Consider the following 17939-nt stretch of genomic DNA (forward strand, 5'->3'; position numbering starts at 1 on the left):
GACCTGTCAGGAGCAAAACACAGCTACCTGCACAAGGGGGAAATATGAGATTCAAGCGTTCTGCACTCGGCGGTGCCGCCGTGGCGGCAATGGCGGTCGCGACCACGACCGCGCTGGCCGGGCCGGCCTCCGCAGCCCCGAACACCACCCCGCAGAAGGTCTGCGGGAGCAGCTACAAGACCGTCAACTCGACGCCCGTCGGCACGCAGGGCACGGTCTACCTGACCTACAACGCCTCCAACGGCAAGAACTGCGTCGCCACCATCCGCAACAACCCGGGGGTGGGCAAGGACATGGGCGCTTACGTCTACATTCCCGACACCGACGAATACGCCCAGGACGAGGGCGTGTACACGTCGTACGCCGGGCCGGGCTATGTGTACGGCAAGGGACACTGCGTCGACTGGGGTGGCCACATCGACAACGTGTACACCTACGTGACGGGCTCCAACTGTGCCGCGCTGAAGGAACACCGGGTCACCACCGTCCGCTGACCCGGACGCGACCGCGGTCCCGGTGGGTTCCCGTCGGAGGGGAGCCCACCGGGACCGTCCGTTCGACCGGCACGACAGCAGCCCGTCGCGGGTCCGGCTGCGCAGCGTCACGGGCAGCAAGCATCAGGGGGCGACTTCCGGACAGTACCGCGTCATCGCCCCCGACCTGCGAGGCCTCGGCGCCAGTACACGAGCCGCCGTGGGTGCGACGCAGCCACCCTCGCCGCCGACGCCCATGGAGCTACCCCGCCCCGCCCGGCATACGCACCTGCCACTGTGCCCGCGGGACGCGTGGGTCGACCTGCATGAACAGGTCCTGTTTGCCACGGTCAACGGGATCACGAGCGACGCTCAACCTGCACGTTTGGTGACTGACGGGACGTCAAGAAGCTTGGCCGCCTGCGCCTTTGGAGGTATGGGCTTAGTAAAACCACACACCGAGACGATTGTGTGACCAGGCCCACCGATGCTTCTGTCTGTTAGGAAACATTCCTAACGAATGACGGAGGCCCCACACCGCCATGTCATCGATCCGTATGCGCCTCGCTGTGGCAGCCGCCGCAGCCCTCGCGCTCGCCGTCCCACTCGCCGTCGGCAACGCCGATGCCGCACCGACCTCCACAACGGCCAAGGCGGCCCCGGTCACCGCCGCTTCGTATACCCCCGCCCAGGTCCTGGCCGGCGTCCAGAAGAACTCGACGGCCGCGAACCAGGTCAACAGCAAGCCCCACATCAACACCATGACGCGGTCTCAGAACGTAAACGTGTACCAGGTCGCCCCAGGTGTCTACTCCTACACCTCCGGCATGGCCATCGACACCGACGGCAGCGACCCCGATCCCGATCCCGACCATCAGGGCGAGACGACCTGGGAAGACAGCAACGGCCAGGCACTGGGCGCACACCGCGTGCCGTTCTACGTGCTGGGCGACGACTGCTGGGACGAAAAGAGTCCCTGCCCGCACTTCTTCTACCAAGAACACGGCATGTCAGGCCGACAGTTCGCCCTGATGTTCTACAACGGCAAGGTCATCGGTTCGATCTTCGGCGACACCCAGACAGCGAACAGCCAGAGACCACCTCGGACAACGACTCCCGCGAACTGGGCGAAGCCTCCGTGAAGGCCGCCCAACTGCTCGGCATCCCCAGCAGCGGGACCACCGGCGGGGTCGACAACGGGGTGACCGTGGTGATGTTCTCCGGCTCGAAATGGGTCGTCAACGGCACCAACTCCAACCTCAACACCAACACCCAGGCCCTGGTCCAGAGCGCCCTGGACAGCCTCGGCGCGAGCATGGACGGTGGTAGCACTCCTCCCCCGACCGACCCCCCGCCGGGCGGCGGGAACGCGTCGTACGAGGCCGAGGCGTCGACACTGGCCGGTGGCACCACGATCACCAACTGCGCTCATTGCTCGGGCGGCAAGAAGCTCAGCTACCTCGGTAACGGCGGAACAGCGACGTTCAACAACGTCACCAAGTCGGCGGCGGGCAGCTACACCATGCAGGTCTCCTTCATGAGTGTCGGCCAGGCCCGCACCGCCGTCGTCACAGTCAACGGCGTCAAACAAACCGTCAGCTTCCCCGAGACACCGGACTACAACACCGTGGTCACCAAGGACGTCACCGTCCAGCTCAAGGCCGGAAACAACACCATCCAGTTCTCCAACCCTTCGAGCGGAGCACCCAACCTCGACCGAATCGTCGTCTGAGGACCAACCACACGTCGTGGCCGGTGGCCCACCAGCCACCGGCCATTGCGGGCTCCGGTAGGGAACTGCTCGTCGAAGCCGGCCACGACGTCACGATCACAGGCTGACGTGGCCCCGTACTGGCCATCACAGCTGCGCGCGAAACTCGCTCAGCAGGTCCCTCAACTTCTCGGTCTTTGAAGGGTGATCGGGATCTTCTCTGGTAGCCAGTTTTGCCTGATCCCCGTCTAGGGTGTCGTGCGTGCCGCTTGTCGAAGTGACCTACGCGCCCACGGTGCCCGAGCCTCAGCTCCGCGAACTCGGCTCGGTGCTGCCACACCTGGTGTCCCTGGCTGTGGAGTGCGCCGAGGAGCCGTACGACGGCGAGCTGCAACCCGGGGATGTCGAGATCCGCTTCCGGCCACTGAGCCCGCTGGACCGTAGCGGTCTGACGGTGGTGATCGAGATCAAGTCGAAGTGGTCGGCCGACAGGGAAGCCAACCGCCAAGAGCGCGTGGATGTGCTGCACTCGGACATCCACGCCGCCACCGGGCTCGTCGACTTCGGCGTCTACCTGTCGCTGCCGATCGCCGCGTGGTCCCAGGGAGACTGATCAGTCACACCCGACAACGTCGTTCCCGGACTTCGGCAAAGGCTAGGCGGCGCGTCGTGGAGAGACTCCCCTGTCCTCTGCTGCCTTTCGCGCCGCGCCGGTGACGATGCCGACGAACGTCCACAGCCGTCGTTGGGACCTCTTGGCGAGCATCTGATCAGCGTTGGCGCTGATGCGTGTGGGAGACCTCTGAGGGGACTCGCGTCGACGACAGTCCTGGCTTGCCCCCTCCGCGCCCGCTAGGACGATTTTATTCACATCCCACGGTTCTTAATACCAGAACCACGAGTTGTTGGATTTCTAGATCGGTGATTTCTAGAGTGAGCACGCGACGTCGCACCGACCGCACCGCGCAATCGCCAAGGCGTCCGGAAGGAAGAGCCACATGAAGACCTTCACCCTGCCCGGTACCGACATGGTGGTCCCCAACGTCGTCCTTGGACTGATGCGCATCCAGGACATGACCGACGAGGCGGTGCGCACCCTCGTGAACACCGCGCGCGACGCCGGCATCACCTTCCTCGATCACGCCGACGTCTACGGCACGGACGACCACGGTTGCGAGCGTCGGTTCGCTGAAGCCATGAAACTCAGCTCGTCGGAGCGTGAGCAGTTCGTCATTCAGACGAAGGCCGGCATCGTCAAGGACGGGCCGTACTTCGACTTCTCTTACGACCACATCATCGAGTCCGTGAACGGTTCACTCCAGGCACTGGACACGGACTATCTCGACATCCTGCTGCTGCACCGTCCCGACGCTCTCGTCGAGCCGGAGGAGGTGGCCCGCGCCTTCGACGAGTTGTCGGCGGCGGGCAAGGTACGCGCCTTCGGCGTCTCCAACCAGACCCCCCGGCAGCTCGACCTGCTGCGCAAGCACGTGACGCAACCGATCGTGGCGAACCAGCTTCAGCTGTCGATCACTCACGCGCCGATGATCGCGCAGGGCGTCGCAGCGAATATGCAGGACCTCGATCAGTCGGTCGTACGTGATGACGGAGTCGTCGACTACTGCCGTCTGCACGACATCACCATCCAGGCGTGGTCGCCCTTCCAGGCCGGATTCTTCGACGGCCCGTTCCTCGGTTCCGAACGCTTCCCCGAGCTGAACGCGGTGATCGACCGGCTGAGCGACAAGTACGGCGTACCGGCCGAGGCGATCGCGGTCGCCTGGATCACGCGCCACCCCGCGCAGATGCAGGTCGTGCTCGGCACGACCACACCGGAACGCGTCACGGCCGCCGCGCTCGGTTCCGACATCCCTCTCAGCCGATCCGAATGGTACGAACTGTTCCGCGCCGCCGGATACAAGGTCCCCTAGCCCAGAAGATGTCCATCGTGCGCCACCCGCATCGTCATCGACCTGCCCCTCCCGTCGGCCCTCAAGATCCGGCAGGAGGGAACAGGTTTGATGTCCCGCGCGGCTACATGCTCGGCCTCCGGCTCGCGGTGCCGGTCAGCGCGACCACGGCGTACGGCGCGACGGCTTCAGCCGACGTTGAAGTCGAGGTTGGTCACGTACCAGGAGCCCTCGATCCTGCTGGACTCGACCTTGATGTCCAACTGGTCCTGCGTCACCCCGGTCGAGTGAGACAGGACGATCTTGTCGAGGGGCTGGCCGTCGACGTTGATCTCGGCTGCGGGGACCGTGACCTTGTCACCTGCGCCGAGGTCCTGCGTGACCTCCACCTTCGGATCGTTCGAAGGCGGGTCGGGAGTGAACGACTCCTTGAACTGTCCGAGGGTCGCCTTCATCCGCTCGCGCTCGGGCGCACCGTCGCCGCATGTCTTCGTACTGCCGACCTGCGCGGGCCGGGAACCGTCCGCCGGCTCCGCCATCAGCAGGCACGCCTCCTCGACATCGCCCTTGATGAGCGCCGCGACCCAGCCGGTCACCGCCTTCTCGGCAGAGGACCGGTCCACGCCCGACGCCGCTGACGAGCCTCCCTCGGGCAACTTGCTCTTGTCGTCGACCGGGGAACTGCTCACGGGCTGCTTCTTGCCCTCGCCGGACTCCGGGTCCTCCGAGCAGCCGGACAGACCCACGACCGCCGCGACGGCAACTCCCGCGATCGCACCGACGCGTCTCGTCCTCTGATCCACTAACACCACTTCGACAGCCTTTCCCTAAAGCCTCAAATGCAACAGCAGAACCATGAGGCGCCCCCCGTCTCGGCTCTGCTTCTCCCCTCCAGACGGTGCAGAAGACCGAGCGGTTCTGTTTCGCACGGGCGTCTTCGCAATCGACACGCGTTTCGTCACCGGCGCGTCACAGGTCAAAGTGCGGGAGAACTACCAGCTTCAGGGGTCTGTCTGGTTCGACGGGGGCGGCGAAAAGCCGCGCTCCGGACAACTCGAGCTCAGGGGGACACCATGCGGTACGTCAACGGAATGCGCGGTTCGGCCATGGTGGTCCTCGTGGCTTCGGCGGCCCTGGCGGTGGCGGGATGTCAGCCCGGTGAGGACGGTGCGGACAGCGCAGACGGCGGCGTCAGTCCGTCCGCGCCCGCCACCTCTGTGCCTGCGTCGGCCACCCCCGCTCCGGGCGGTTCGGCGCCGACCTGTTCCGCCGGCAGTCTGAAGGCAACCGCCCGTCAGGCCGCCGTGCGACCGGCCGGTACGGGGACCGGGGCGGCCGTCGTCGAGTTCACCAACGTGTCCGCACAGACGTGCGTCCTCAAGGGGCACCCCACGGTGGCCGGCGCCGGGAACGGCTCTCCCGAGATGAACGTGCCGCTCACCGTCAAGCCGACCGGAGCGGCGACGTCAGTGAAGGTGACCCCGGGCGACAAGGCGTGGGTGAAGCTGACGTTCGTACAGGTGCAGGGTGAGGCCGACGGGTACTGCGTGTCCGGTTCGGCACCCGTGCTGTATCCCACGATGGTCGTCCGGCTGCCGGGGTCCGGAGCGCACCAAGTGGCCCTGGACGACGGGCAGTTCGCCGAGTGCGACGACACCGTGACCGTCACAGCCGTAGCGGCCGCACAGCCTTCTTGACCGACACCGGGCACCACACTCAGTCGAGTTTGAAGACAAGCACCTCCGTGAACGCTACGCCCAGGGGAACCAGGAAGTCGGCCTCAAGGCTGAAACCGAGCGTCGCGAAGAGGTCCACGCACGTACGGCGAGGCATGGCGGCCGGGAACGAGTCGTGACCCGTGCCGCCCTTCGTCGCCCAGATACGCATCGCCTCCGGGTCGAGGCACTTCTCCGTCATGACGTCGAAGACGATCCGTCCGCCTGGCCTCGTGACGCGGGCCATCTCGAAGAAGTAGCGGCAGGCGCCGAGGAAGGTCAGGGTGTTGAAGACCTTGTGGGCCTGGACAAGGTCGACGCTGTCGTCCGGTGTCGCGTCGAGGCTGAACCCTGTCACCGGTTGGGCGACCACTCCGAAGGTGTCCACCAGGTAGTTGGCCCAAGGCTCGGCCGTCTCGTAGATCTCGTAGCGGCTCGGCGCGCATTCCTTCAGCGTCCTCTCCAGGTACCGTCCGGACCCGGGACCGATCTCCAGCACCGTGTCAGGCTGTGCGGCGAAGACACCGAGGTTTCGTAGTTCGTCGACGGTGGACTGGGTGGCCCCCGGCGTCCCGTTCATGACCTCGTCGATGTAGTCCCCCACCGACAGACCGGCCGCCCGCGCGGCCCGCATCGTCGGCTCGAAGGGGATGAAATCGTCGACGCCACCACTGGGGGTGGTGCTGCGCACGAGATGGAACCCGGCACGCTCCAGGAGCCGCTTCCCCCCGGACTTCACGGCGGACTTCGCCCTGTCTGCTGACGTCATCGGTCCACCCGACTGTGACATGCGGTTCATGGGACTTCCCCCCTGCCACGGGACTCACGCAGAGCCCGCGTGCCGGAATAGCGGACAGAACCGTCCTCGACAGGGACGGATGAGCTCACCGGAGGCCGTACGGGTGCCGGTGTGGAAGATCAGGCGGCGGCGTACGGCAGCGGAAGCAGCGGCGGGCCGCGGCGGACCACCGCATCGGCCGGCAGAACTGATAAGGGAGGGACCCGAGTTGGCCCGGAACCCGCGCGCCAGGCGGCCTCGACCTCTGTCACGTCGTATGGAGTGCAGCCGCCGGCCATGAGCCTGCGCAGCAGTGCGCGCAGCGCGCACCACTCCTTCCCGGCCGCGTACAGCACCCGCCGCACACTGTCGTCGAGTCCATGCAACAGGCCGGCACAGAGCAGGGCCGGCGCGATGTGACCGATCACCACGGGCCACTCCGCAAGAACAGCAGTTGGCAGCAGTCCGCGTTCGCGGACTGCGAGGCCATGCACGATCACCGCGCCGAGGGTTCCCAAGAGGGAGAACATCCCCGCACGCGCTGCTGCCATCACCGCCGCAGGCGGCACGTGGCCACCGCGGCGCACATCCCGAACCCGCGACATTCCCCCCATCACCCGGCCATGATGAGCCCTATTTTGCGACTTGTCACTCTTTTCGCCCTGTCGGCCCGAACCGCACACCTTTACAGGGGCGACTCGAGTTCGTGCATGCAATCCGTCAGCCGGGAGGAGGGAGGCGGAGCGTGGCGACCGCCCCGCCGTCGGGTGCGTTGGAGAAAGACAGCGAAGCCCCGATGACCTCGGCCTGGCCGAGGGCGATGGTCAGCCCGAGGCCATGGCCTCGGCCGCGTTCCGACGCTCCTGTACGAAACCGGCGGGGCCCGTCGGCCAGCAGTTCACGGGGGAAACCCGGTCCGTGGTCCCGTACCGTCACGTGGCTCTCCGCCACCTCGACCTCGACGGGTACCCGGCCGTGCCGGTGCGCGTTGACGACCAGGTTCGTCACGATCCTGTCGAGCCGGCGCGGGTCGGTCTCGGCCGACGGGGCGCTGTGCGTGGTGAGTCGGGTCTCCAGTCCGGTGCGGGCCAGCGACTCCCTGATGACCTCGACGAGCGGAACGGGCCTGAGCCCGGCCTGTTCCGCTCCCGAGTCGAGCCGGGAGATCTCCAAGAGGTTCTCCACCAGGGTGCGCAGGAACGCCACCCGGTTCCTGACCAGTTCCGTGGCTTCCCCTTCGGGGAGCAGATCGCTCGCCGTCACCAGGCCCATCAGCGGCGTGCGCAGTTCGTGGGCCACGTCGGCGGTGAAACGCTGTTCGGCCGTCAGCCGTCCGTGGAGGCTGTCGGCCATCGAGTCGACGGTGGCCGAGATCGCGGCGATCTCGTCCTTGCCGCGGCAGGCGAGCGTTCGGGCGGACAGGTCACCGGCCTCGATGCGGCGTGCGGTCCGCGCCACTCTCCGCAGCCTTCGGTGGGGTAGTTCCGCGGCAAGCACCGACAGCGGTACGACGACGGCCAGTGCGGCCAGTGAGTACTTCCACATGTGCCGGTCCAGGGCCCGCCGGGTGAGCAGATCGGGTGTCATGTCGATCTCCACCGCGACCGGCTCGCCCCGGTACATCCGAGCTGCCCACATCGAGGGGTGGTCTCCGGCGCCGTGCCGCTCGTACCAGGTGGCGTAGCCGTCTGCTGAGCCCTGCCGGTCACGAAGCCGACGCAGCAGGTCGACGGGTACATCCTCGGACGACATGCGCAGCGAGTTGGGCGCGCTCGGGTCCCGCTCGTGGTCGCGCAGGTCCCGGGACAGCTGCGTAAGGGCCTTGGATCGGCCGTCGTTCATCGACCGGGCCAAGGTGCTGTCATGAACCAGCACCCCAACAGTCAGCGCGACGGCACAGCAGGCCATCGAAACAAGGGCAGCGATCTTCCAGCGCAACGAGCGCCAGTTCAGCAGGTCTCGCAGAGCATCCACCTCAACGTGGCAGCTTGTAGCCGAATCCGCGGACGGTCTGGATCCGTTCGGCTCCGATCTTCCGGCGCAGCCGCTGGACACACAGGTCGACCACGCGGCTGTCGCCGTCCCAGCCGTAGTCCCATACATCACGCAACAGCGTGTGCCGGTCCAGAACGACCCCGGGATTCGCGGCGAACTCCAGAAGGAGCCGCAGCTCCGTGGGGGCGAGCGGCACCAGTTCGCCCGCCTGACGCACTTCGAGACCGGCGGTGTCTATGGTCAGGTCGCCGAAAACAAGCGGGGCCGCCTCGCACGGCCGAACGGAATCGTCCGGCCGCGTCGAACGGCTCGCCGGTTCGATCGGGGGTCCGTAGGACGCGGCTGGGGCGGAGGGGCTGAAGGTGGCTCGCCGAAGCAAGGACCGTATCCGGGCCACCAGTTCGGCGGTGTCGACAGGCTTGACCACGTAGTCGTCCGCGCTGGCCTCCAGGCCGGAGACCACGTCCAGGACGTCGCCGCGCGCGGACATCATCAGGATCGGATCCGTGCTGGTCTCCCTGATCCGACGGCACAACCCGATGCCGTCCAGGGCCGGCAACATGACGTCTATCAGCAGCAGGTCGTGCCGGTCTTCCCGGAAGAGTTCGAGGCCGGTCAGCCCGTCACCGGCCGAGGTGACCTGATAGCCGTAGCGCTCGAGTGCCAGAGCGACTGATCTGCGGATCACCTCGTCGTCCTCCACGAGCAGAATCCTGACGGGCGCCGGGGCACTCCCTGATGCCACTGGAACCGACATCTCTTCCCATCGGACGTAGGTGCTGGACGACCATCATGCGACAGGGGCTCGGACCTGCCGCACTCTGGTCCCACCACGCCCGCACCGGGACCGGGTCCGCCTACGAAGGTGACCGGGGCACGTGGTGCGGTTCAGGGAGCCGCTGTGCCGGCCCGGTCGTCGGGGACGGCGGCGCTGTGACCGGGACGGTGCCCGGCGCCGGTGAGTCCGCAGCCCTTGCGGGTCAGGTCCAGCGTCGACCCCTTGCTCAGGCAGGCAGCGATCATGTGGACCTGTTGGCCGTAGCCGCGGCCCTGCCAGGAGGTCACGTCACCGTTCGGGCCGACCTCGCAGGGGTTGTTGTCGGTGCACTGCTCGCCGTTGTCGTTGTGGGTGTTGTGGATCCCCGCGACCGTGCTGCCGTCGGCGGCCAGCAACGCCGAGCCGGAGTCCCCGTGCCACGGGTTGCAGTCCTGTCCGGCGGCATAGCGGACGGAGTCGGTCATCTGGTACCCGCCCTCCCGCAGCCGAGGCACCACGGCCTCGACTGTGCAGGCGTGGCGGCTGCCGACGGACGCCACCTTCAGCGCGTCACCGGCGCGCATGGGCACGGAGGTGAGCCGGAAGACCTTCGCGCCTTCGGCTGCCAACTGGGCGTAGGACTTGTCCAGACGGTAGAGCGCGATGTCGGTGCCGGTCATCGTCGCGTAGACCAGGCGCATCGCGCGGGCGGTGGCCTGGGGGTAGCCCTGGCGATCGGCGACAGGCACCCCGCGATCGGCCGGCTGGTCCACGAGCGCGGCTCCGGGCCGGGGCCAGTCTCCTTGCACGCAATGACCGTTGGTCAGCAACAACGCCGGGTCCTGTGGCCGGGAGGCGGACGTGCGGACCACCGAGCCTGCACAGCCACCCAGGTCCACCGTGCCCGCCACGTCCGGGACCGCATCGTCGGGTGGCACGGCGGTGCCGCTGATGATGCCGTTGATCCAGTCGGCGTGCCTGGTGACGTCGGTGTACAGGGTCTTGCCGCTCTCGTCCGGGCCGCTGACCACGCCGGCCAGCGCCCACTCCCCCGACTCGCGCACCAGCGCGGGCCCACCGGAGTCCATGTTCGACGCGGCGACGCTGCCGTCGGCACTCCCGACGCACAACTCTCCGTCGTACGCCGACGGACATGTCGAGGCCGGCTGCACGACGGTGTCGGCCTCGCGAAGCCGCGTGGGGAAACACGTCGGTTCGCCGAAGTCGTCGCAGGTCATGCCCCAACCCATGATGCGGACCGGCGAGTTGTCCGGTGGCGTGGCCGAGGCGATTGCCACCGGCTTGGCGCGAACCGGGGTCTTCAGGTGCATCAATGCCATGTCGCGGCCCCAGAAACCACCCTCGTCGCGGTTGGTCGCCAGCCGGTAATAGTGGTCGACCTCGGCGACCTCGCCTCCGGAGGTGGTGTCCAGTGACCCGACCCGGACCTTCCAGCCGCGCGGGACACCGTTCTTCGCGTTGGTGGGATTCCTTCCGGCGCAGTGACTGGCGGTCAGGACCCACTGCGGTGCCAGGACCTCCACACCGCAACCGTGCCCGTCCGCGCGCGGCGGCGCGGGGTAGGACGGCTGGAACGAGCCCATGAAGGAGTAGGCCCGGGTCGACTCGGTGCCGCCCACGACGGCCCGCGCCGGTGAGGCCGCCAGTGCGCTCGCGATCAGCGCCATCCCCGCCGTCGCGGCGGCGGTCATCCTTCCGTATGTGGATCTGTGCATCTGTGCATCCCCTTTTCGTCCGTCGTCGGACATCGCTTCACCGGGCGGATGTCGGGTAGCCCGCTCGGCTTCCCGTCCGGCACAGAGCTTGGCTCCGGTGGCGCTCGGGGACGTATCGCCCGTGTATCAGGCGCGGCGCGGCAGACGCTCAGCTGTGTATCGGCTCACCGGAAGCGGAAGGCCGTCGGCGTCGGCGTATGGGAGTGCTGGGGCGACACCACCGACCACAACGGGTACGGCTCGGGCGTCGCCTGACCTCTGCCTCCGTCGTAGTGCCGTCGTCAGGGCCCGCCGCTTCATCCGGCCGGCCGTGACGGCTTGTTGGGCAGAATGAGGGCCGGGCTTTCGTGACGGGGGCACCTCGCGGCGCAGCCGCAGCATGGGTGAGTGCTTCGAGCAGCGCAGATGCAGTGCGATTCGCGCCTGCGCAGGTTGAAAGATGCTCACTGCGTGGGTGCCTGGGCGAGCGAGAGGCTGTTCCCGTCGGGATCCAGCACGACGACGTGGCGTACGCCGTTGCTATAGGTCTCGACCGGTTCGTGGTCGATCCCGTGTGCGGCGAGTCGGGCCAGAATGTCGTCGAGATCGTGCACGCCGAGCGTGATCATGGCTCCGCCTACCCGCTCGGCGCGCACGTCACGATCGTCAACGACGACCCACGCGTTCTCACCGACCCGCCATAGGTGCTCCTCGCCGATGATCTCGTCCGCTGGGCGCCCGAAGAGCACCTCGAACCACTCCAGTGCCTTGATCCGGTCACGCACGCACATGACGGTGTACAGGTCCACTCGGATCACTCCTCAGCGTTGTTCCGGCAGTTGGACCACTCCCGTGACCGAAACTCATCGGCAAAGGTTCCCGCTGCCGGCGACTGCGCCGCTCACCCGTCCGTCCGAACCGCTCCGGTTGCCTCGCCCAGCAGTGCGGCGAGACGGACTGCGGTTTTCTCTCCGGCTCGTTGCCTGATCAAGCCCTCTTTGGCCGCCGCGCGCAGCCAGATCTCCGAACTGTCCTCATCGACCTTCCGCACTCGCGCGGCCACCACCACCGGATTCAGACCACCGGCACCGCCGCCGACAACGACACGGATCGTCTCTTCGTTCTCGTCGGAGCCCGCTGACACCGTCGCGACTGCGCGGCCCGCCCCCCGGAGCACCCCGGAGACGCGCCTCACCGCATCGTCGAACGGCAGGGGAACAAGCAGATCGATCTCATGGACGTTCTTGCCCATCATCTTGGCCACAACCCGGACCAGGCGACCACTGCCCCCAACTGTCGCGCCGAGAGTGGCAAGCTCCTCAGCCAAGATCTGGTCTTCGCTCTGATCCACGAACCCCGCCCTCACCGCTCGATCGCCCCACCAGGCCGCCACATGACGTGTGGCCGGCAGACCATGTTGACGCATGCCGTTCGTAGAGTCGTGCCCGGCTTCCCGTTCCTTCTCCGGCCAGGACCTACTGGGCAGAACCTGGAGGTGTTCCGGCTCGCCGTTGGCCACGAACCGTGTCAGGGATCCTGCCGACCGGCGAGTTCCGCCGCGAACTGCGCGCCGGTCAGCAGGGCGAGGTTGGACAGCCACAGCCAGATCAGGAAGACGACGACACCGGCGAGTGAGCCGTAGAGCCTGCTGTAGGCGCCGATGGTGGCGGCGTACGAGGAGAAACCCGCGGAGACCGACAGCCACAGCGCGGCGGCCAGCGCTCCGCCGGGCAGGCTGTGCCGACCCGGGCGGGCGGACGCCGGTCCGGTGTGGAAGACGACCACCACGAGCAGGGCGACCAGGCACAGCAGCACGGGCCAGCGCAGCAGGTTCCATGCCCAGGCCGCCGTGTGGTCCAGGCCGAAGGCGCGGCCCAGGGTCTCGGCGAGCGGGCCGGTCAGCAGGAGGGTCAGCGAGCCGAGCAGGAGCAGTCCGAGCAGCGCGAGTGCGGTGAGGACGATGCGGGGTGCTTTGCGCCAGGGAGAGCGCCGGTCCTCGACGCGGTGCATGCGGTGCAGGGCACGGCGGAAGACGGCGAGGTAACTGGTCGCCGACCACAGGGCGCTGGCCACGCCGACCGCGAGCAGCGGCCAGGTCGTCCCGTCCGTGCGCAGCGCGTGGGTCAGCACCGCGTGCAGGGCTGCCCCGGCCTCGGCCGGCGCGTAGGCGGTGACGTGGGTGACGAACTCCTGGGCAGTGTCCGGGCTGATCATCCCGAACGCCAGGACGGCGGCCAGCATCCCGGGCAGCACGGCGAGGATCGCGTAGTACGTCAGGGCCGCCGCGTAGTCGGACATGTCGTCGTTCCACAGAGCCACCGGAGTACGCCGCAGGGCGGGCCACCAGTTCGCCGGGAGCCGGGGACGCAGGAGTCGGCGGGCGACCGCTGCGTACGGCTCAGCCGACATGGGGTGTGCGGTTCTGTCGTGCGTCAAGAGTCTCGGGGACACCGCGAGCCACGACGGACCGTGTTCGCTCGCGGAGCACCTTCGGCCTCCCCTCTCGGACGGATGCGGAGGCTTTCGCCGTACGAGTCCTGCACTCGCCGGGGCGGGTCCAGGCGGCCGGGCGCGTGGCGCCGGTCCCCACATCCCCGGCGCTGCCCTCGCCGAAGAACCTCGCGAACGCCGACGGCGTGTCCGCCGTCGCCCCCACGAACGGTGTGCTCGTCCCCATCCCTGTCCTCATCCGCCTCTCACCGGATCCTCCGGATCCACTCCCGACGGCTGCCCCGTCGACGTGCGGTTACGCGCTCTGCAGCCCCATTCACTTGATTGGACCCTTCCCGGCCGCGGCTGTGACGCGGCGACCGGGAAACGTCGGGGCCTTGGCGGGCGTAACGCCCTGAACTACAGGTGAGGCACGGGAGCGGTCACCATCAGATGCCCGACGACCATCCACACCCCTACCGCCGCGGTCGCGAACCGGAACCTGCGCAGACGGCCGGCCGAGACCGGATCCGGTCCGGGCCCGACCGGCAGACCGGCCGCTCTGGGAACCGGCCCTGTCGGGGCAGGCGGGGCAGGCGGGGCCGGCGGCAGTGGGCGAGCCCCCGTGTCCGTCCTTGCCGGACGGGCGCACCGGGTGCGCAGGGTGCGCCGGACCGGTCTCGCGGTCGGCGGAGCGGCCGGGGCCGGCACGGGTGGCAGCGCGTGGGCCAGTCCGCTGAGGAACGCGGCGTAGGAAGCCCGCCGTAGACCGGTGGGCGTGGTGCGCCCCGTCTCCCAGGAACGCACGGTCGCCGCGGTCACCCCGAACGCTGCGGCAACCTGTGCCTCGGTGAGCCCCCACGCCCGACGCAGTCGTGCGCGGTCGGCGGGAGAGGGCAGCGGGGCTCGCCCGTCACGTCGGCGCGGATGGGAGGGCATGGGCTGACGGTGAGTCAGAAATTCGATCGACATGACCGTATGACAACCGACAGTCCTCTCATGTGACGCCGTCTTCCGATCTTCACTCGTATGCCGTACGGGAAACGGACGGGAGTCCCGCGCTCCAGCTTTCGTGCGGGCCTTGCGCGACGCTTCCCGGCACGGACGAATTGTCACGGTGTGCCGACGTCTGAAGGTTCTCGCTGGACCGTGGGCCGGTGGGCGGCGCGCCACCGGCCAGGGGGAAGGCCATGCGTGCGGCGGAAGGCAGTGGCGAACGCGAACTCGTTGGTGTACCCGACTTCGGCCGAGATGGTGGCCAGGGTGGCATCGGTACGCAGGAGTGCGTCTTCGGCGTGTCCCATCCGCAGTCGCGTCAGATAGGTGCCGGGACTCTGCCCGATGACCTCTTTGAAGGCGGCGGAGAAGCCGGCCCGGGACATTTCGGCGGTATGGGCCATGGTGTCCACCGTCCACGCGCGCTCGGGGTGTTCATGGATCGCATGGATCACCGGTGCGAGACGCGGGTCGGCCAGCGCCCGGAACCAACCGGGCGCCTTTTCTTGCTCCTGCTGCCACCAGGTGCGCAGGGCGTAGACCAGGTTGAGATCCAGCAGCCGGTCCAGCAGAACCTGCTGTCCGGACTCCGTTCCTTCTGCCTCTGCGGCCAGCAGGCTGATCGCGTCGCGATGCCGGGCGCTTTGCGCCTGGGCTGGAATACGTACGAATCGGGGCAGTGATTCGAGCAGACTCTTCCCGACGCTTCCTTCCACGATGTAGGCGCCGCAGAGAATGTGGGACGCCTGTCCCGGCTCGTCGTCGCTGCCGCGGCTGCGGGCGTCCGTAATCGTCTCGATGTCCGCGCCGACGTCGCTGACCAGTTGATACGGGTCCCCGGGAGTGGCGAGGACGACATCGCCCGCGGTGAGCCGCACCGGCTCTTCCTGGGATGTGGTGAGCCAGCCGGTGCCGTCGAGAAGGATGTGCGCGGTCAGGGGTCGCTGCCCGCTGAATCCCAGCCCCCAGGGCGCCACTCGACGCAGGGCGGAGAACACCGCACCACGAGCGCGCGCACGGGTGAGCTGAAAGCTGAGCACGTCCACGCCCCCACCGTAGACGAACACCAATGTTTTCTGGCTGATCACCTATCCAACATCGCCCGACGGCTCCGTACCTTCGAGGGCATGGCAAAGTTCCTTCTTCTTGGCGGCAGCGGCAAAACCGGGCGGCGTCTCGACGAGACGCTGCAAGCACAGGGACATCACGCGGTCGCAGTCGGCCGGAACACCCCGACACGCTTCGACTGGAATGACAGCTCCACCTGGCAGCCCGCGTCCACAGGGGCTGACGGCGTGTTCATCGTCGGCCCGGGCTCCACACGGGACTGGAGCGGTCAGCTGACCTCGTTCCTGAGGGTCGCGGCCGCGGCGGGCGTGCGGCACGCGGTGCTGCTCTCCGCGCGCGCGGTGGAGTTCCTTCCCGGCGGCGCAGTGGACCTCGCCGAGCAGGCACTCTCGGCGGGGCCGGTCCCCTGGACCGTGCTGCGCCCCACCCACTTCGACCAGAACTTCACCGAGGCGATGTTCGCGCCCGTCAACGGGCTCATCACCGCGCCTGCGGGCGCAGGGGCTGAACCGTTCATCGACGTGAGTGACATCGCCGCGGTTGCCGCGAAGGTCCTCATCGAGCGCGTATTCATCGGCGAGCGACTCTCCCTGTCGGGCCCTGTTGCCCTTACGTTCGAGGAGGCGGCAGGAATCCTCTCGGCGGCTTCGGGGACCACGGTCCGGTTCGAGCCCGAGGATCCGGACGCCCATGTGGCCCGGCTGCGGGCGGCAGGCACACCCCAGGAGTACGTGCGGTGGCGGATGGCGATGCTGGAGGCGATTCGCACCGGAGCCGATGCGTACCTCTCCGACGGAGTCCGGCAGGTTCTCGGTCGCGAGGCCACCGCGTTCGCGGACTGGGCCGCACGCGAGGTTCCCGGCGCCTCGTGGACCAAGGATTCCGGCTGACACCGACCGGTTCACTGACAACCACGCCCGGAAGGCCCTGTTCGCCGGTGCGAGTGCGAGCGGTTTCGTCCCGGGTGCCCCGACCGCGACCTCGGCGGCGCCCCGCTGACGGCGGGTGACATCGATTCCCGGTTCACCATCAGCCGACCCGCCTTCAGCCGCCATCTGCGCGTGCTGCGAGAGAGCGGCCTCGTCCGGGACCAGCGCATCGGACGCCACCGGCGCTGCTCCCTCGTCCGCTCCCCGCCGGGCGACCTCACCGCCTGGCCCACCCAGTTCGACGCCCAACCTGTCGGCTGGTCGCAGCGACTGGCGGCGTTGGAGACCGAGGTTCACCGCGCCCGTCGGGACCGCGGTCGGGCCGATACCTCCGACGATCACCGCACCGCGCACCGTCCCGAGGAGGACACCGCGTGACCTCCTGGCCCACCGGACGACTCGTTACCACGCCGGCAGGTCACGAACTCATCCTCACTCGCAGCTACCGCGTCGTCGTCGACGACGTCTGGGCAAGCGTCACCGAGCCGGCGCTCACCGCCCACTGGTTCGGCCCGCGGCGGGGACAGGCGGCACCCGGGCACACCGTCGAGGTGCAGACGGTGTTCGAGGAGTCGGCGCCTTGGTGTTCGCTCCGGATCGAAGTTGAGTACTGCCTGGACATGCTGACCGCCGCAGGGTAGGGCCGCAGCCTGAGTTCGAGGACTCCTACCCCGCACAGAAGGCGTACTTCGAGGCCCTCGGCTGCACTCGGCGTTCTGCCTGCGCCTTCGAACCTCGCGCCGCACGACGTCACTCTGCTGGGCAGCCGGCGCGGTTCCTGCATTCACTCCGGTGCGCCGGGCCCACCGTCCGTCAGCGCGGTCAGGATCGAGTCGATGACCAGTTCCGTGGAGGTTGCCATGTCGACGGCGGTGGGGTCGAGGAGCCACTGGATCTGGAGGCCGTCCATGACGCCGATGACCGCGTTGGCCGCGTGCCGCGCGCGGTCCGTGTCCACTGCGCTGTTGCCGAGTCCGCACGTCTCGGTGAGGGCGTCGGCGACGAAAACGCGCAGTCCGGAGTACCGGTCACGGAAGTAGTCCTGGGCCGGGTGGTCGTCGGTGACGGACTCGGCGGAGAGTACGGCGTAGAGCCGGACGATGCCTTCCCGCTCCGCGTTGCGGCGCGCGGTCTCGACGAGGTGGTGCAGGAACTGCAGTCCGCGCGGACGCTCGGTGCCGAGTTGTTCGATGTCCGTGTCGTCGCGTAGTTCGAGCACGCTGGTCAGCAGCAGCGATTTGGAGCGGAAATAATGCAGGACGCCGGCCTGCGTGAGGCCCGCCCGGTCGGCGATCTCGGCCAAGGATGCGTTGTTGTAGCCGCGCGCCGCGAAGGTGTCCATCGCGATGTGCAGGATGTCCTGCTGACGCCGCTGTGCCCCGGCACTACGCGGGACGCGGGGTCTGTCGCGGGCATTTCGGGCGACTTCTCCTACCGGCCGGTCAGTCACACGCACCACCTT

General features: G+C 68.1%; 21 protein-coding genes. 9 read left to right on the top strand and 12 right to left on the bottom strand.

What is annotated here, in order from left to right; genetic code table 11:
- Window positions 1-44 precede the first annotated feature (44 nt).
- From ACWD5F_RS05075 to ACWD5F_RS05095, 5 genes are all read left to right on the top strand, one after another.
- A complete protein-coding gene (locus tag ACWD5F_RS05075; RefSeq protein WP_401714485.1) occupies window positions 45-494 on the top strand; it encodes a spore-associated protein in 450 nt (149 codons plus the stop codon).
- 521 nt (window positions 495-1015) lie between these two features.
- Complete coding sequence (locus tag ACWD5F_RS05080) at window positions 1016-1615, top strand: glycoside hydrolase family 75 protein (RefSeq protein ID WP_451251193.1); 600 nt, start codon at window positions 1016-1018, stop codon at window positions 1613-1615.
- Window positions 1612-2205, top strand: coding sequence for a CBM35 domain-containing protein (locus tag ACWD5F_RS05085; protein ID WP_451251195.1), 594 nt, complete (start codon window positions 1612-1614; stop codon window positions 2203-2205). Before ACWD5F_RS05080 ends, ACWD5F_RS05085 begins: the two co-directional genes overlap by 4 nt.
- A gap of 241 nt (window positions 2206-2446) precedes the next feature.
- Window positions 2447-2797 carry a hypothetical protein gene (locus ACWD5F_RS05090; protein WP_451251197.1) on the top strand — a complete coding sequence of 117 codons (351 nt, stop codon included), beginning with the start codon at window positions 2447-2449 and terminating at the stop codon, window positions 2795-2797.
- A 385-nt stretch (window positions 2798-3182) separates the two neighbouring features.
- Window positions 3183-4115: an aldo/keto reductase gene (locus ACWD5F_RS05095; protein ID WP_451251198.1), complete on the top strand. Its 933-nt coding sequence runs from the start codon at window positions 3183-3185 to the stop codon at window positions 4113-4115.
- 167 nt (window positions 4116-4282) lie between these two features.
- Here ACWD5F_RS05095 and ACWD5F_RS05100 read toward each other — a convergent pair whose 3' ends face one another.
- Window positions 4283-4897, bottom strand: a complete 615-nt coding sequence (locus ACWD5F_RS05100) for a hypothetical protein (RefSeq protein ID WP_451251200.1) — start codon at window positions 4895-4897, stop codon at window positions 4283-4285.
- A gap of 270 nt (window positions 4898-5167) precedes the next feature.
- Here ACWD5F_RS05100 and ACWD5F_RS05105 point away from each other — a divergent pair, with 270 nt between their 5' ends.
- The gene (locus ACWD5F_RS05105; RefSeq protein WP_451251202.1) at window positions 5168-5791 is read left to right on the top strand and encodes a DUF4232 domain-containing protein; all 624 of its coding nucleotides are present in this window, start codon (window positions 5168-5170) and stop codon (window positions 5789-5791) included.
- Between the two features lie 19 nt (window positions 5792-5810).
- Here the strand turns inward: ACWD5F_RS05105 and ACWD5F_RS05110 are convergent, their stop codons facing one another.
- The 10 genes from ACWD5F_RS05110 to ACWD5F_RS05155 all read right to left on the bottom strand — a co-directional run bounded on the left by ACWD5F_RS05110 (window position 5811) and on the right by ACWD5F_RS05155 (window position 15568).
- Window positions 5811-6578 carry a methyltransferase domain-containing protein gene (locus ACWD5F_RS05110; protein ID WP_451251204.1) on the bottom strand — a complete coding sequence of 256 codons (768 nt, stop codon included), beginning with the start codon at window positions 6576-6578 and terminating at the stop codon, window positions 5811-5813.
- A 149-nt stretch (window positions 6579-6727) separates the two neighbouring features.
- Entirely contained in the window at window positions 6728-7087 is a 360-nt protein-coding gene (locus tag ACWD5F_RS05115; RefSeq protein ID WP_451251206.1) for a hypothetical protein, read from the bottom strand.
- Between the two features lie 220 nt (window positions 7088-7307).
- The gene (locus tag ACWD5F_RS05120; protein WP_451251208.1) at window positions 7308-8561 is read right to left on the bottom strand and encodes an ATP-binding protein; all 1254 of its coding nucleotides are present in this window, start codon (window positions 8559-8561) and stop codon (window positions 7308-7310) included.
- 1 nt (window position 8562) lies between these two features.
- Entirely contained in the window at window positions 8563-9339 is a 777-nt protein-coding gene (gene cseB, locus ACWD5F_RS05125; protein WP_451251210.1) for a two-component system response regulator CseB, read from the bottom strand.
- Window positions 9340-9470: 131 nt separating this feature from the next.
- Window positions 9471-11051, bottom strand: a complete 1581-nt coding sequence (locus ACWD5F_RS05130; protein ID WP_451251211.1) for a trypsin-like serine protease — start codon at window positions 11049-11051, stop codon at window positions 9471-9473.
- Between the two features lie 467 nt (window positions 11052-11518).
- Window positions 11519-11863 (bottom strand): VOC family protein, encoded by a 345-nt coding sequence (locus tag ACWD5F_RS05135; protein ID WP_451251213.1) that lies wholly within the window; start codon window positions 11861-11863, stop codon window positions 11519-11521.
- A gap of 92 nt (window positions 11864-11955) precedes the next feature.
- Window positions 11956-12405, bottom strand: coding sequence for a hypothetical protein (locus tag ACWD5F_RS05140; protein WP_451251215.1), 450 nt, complete (start codon window positions 12403-12405; stop codon window positions 11956-11958).
- Window positions 12406-12581: 176 nt separating this feature from the next.
- The gene (locus tag ACWD5F_RS05145) at window positions 12582-13463 is read right to left on the bottom strand and encodes a YihY/virulence factor BrkB family protein (protein WP_451251217.1); all 882 of its coding nucleotides are present in this window, start codon (window positions 13461-13463) and stop codon (window positions 12582-12584) included.
- Between the two features lie 441 nt (window positions 13464-13904).
- Window positions 13905-14456: a helix-turn-helix domain-containing protein gene (locus ACWD5F_RS05150; protein ID WP_451251219.1), complete on the bottom strand. Its 552-nt coding sequence runs from the start codon at window positions 14454-14456 to the stop codon at window positions 13905-13907.
- A 140-nt stretch (window positions 14457-14596) separates the two neighbouring features.
- A complete protein-coding gene (locus tag ACWD5F_RS05155) occupies window positions 14597-15568 on the bottom strand; it encodes a cupin domain-containing protein (protein ID WP_451251221.1) in 972 nt (323 codons plus the stop codon).
- Between the two features lie 39 nt (window positions 15569-15607).
- On the opposite strand from ACWD5F_RS05155, the gene ACWD5F_RS05160 reads away from it, so the two are divergent.
- The 3 genes from ACWD5F_RS05160 (at window position 15608) to ACWD5F_RS05170 (ending at window position 17118) form a co-directional block, all read left to right on the top strand.
- Window positions 15608-16438: an NAD(P)H-binding protein gene (locus ACWD5F_RS05160; protein WP_451251223.1), complete on the top strand. Its 831-nt coding sequence runs from the start codon at window positions 15608-15610 to the stop codon at window positions 16436-16438.
- A gap of 171 nt (window positions 16439-16609) precedes the next feature.
- Window positions 16610-16855 (top strand): hypothetical protein, encoded by a 246-nt coding sequence (locus tag ACWD5F_RS05165; RefSeq protein WP_451251225.1) that lies wholly within the window; start codon window positions 16610-16612, stop codon window positions 16853-16855.
- Window positions 16852-17118, top strand: coding sequence for a hypothetical protein (locus tag ACWD5F_RS05170; protein WP_451251227.1), 267 nt, complete (start codon window positions 16852-16854; stop codon window positions 17116-17118). Before ACWD5F_RS05165 ends, ACWD5F_RS05170 begins: the two co-directional genes overlap by 4 nt.
- A 143-nt stretch (window positions 17119-17261) precedes the next feature.
- Here the strand turns inward: ACWD5F_RS05170 and ACWD5F_RS05175 are convergent, their stop codons facing one another.
- The gene (locus ACWD5F_RS05175) at window positions 17262-17831 is read right to left on the bottom strand and encodes a TetR/AcrR family transcriptional regulator (RefSeq protein ID WP_451252266.1); all 570 of its coding nucleotides are present in this window, start codon (window positions 17829-17831) and stop codon (window positions 17262-17264) included.
- Window positions 17832-17939: the final 108 nt, after the last annotated feature.

The organism is Streptomyces sp. NPDC002499, from assembly GCF_053595415.1.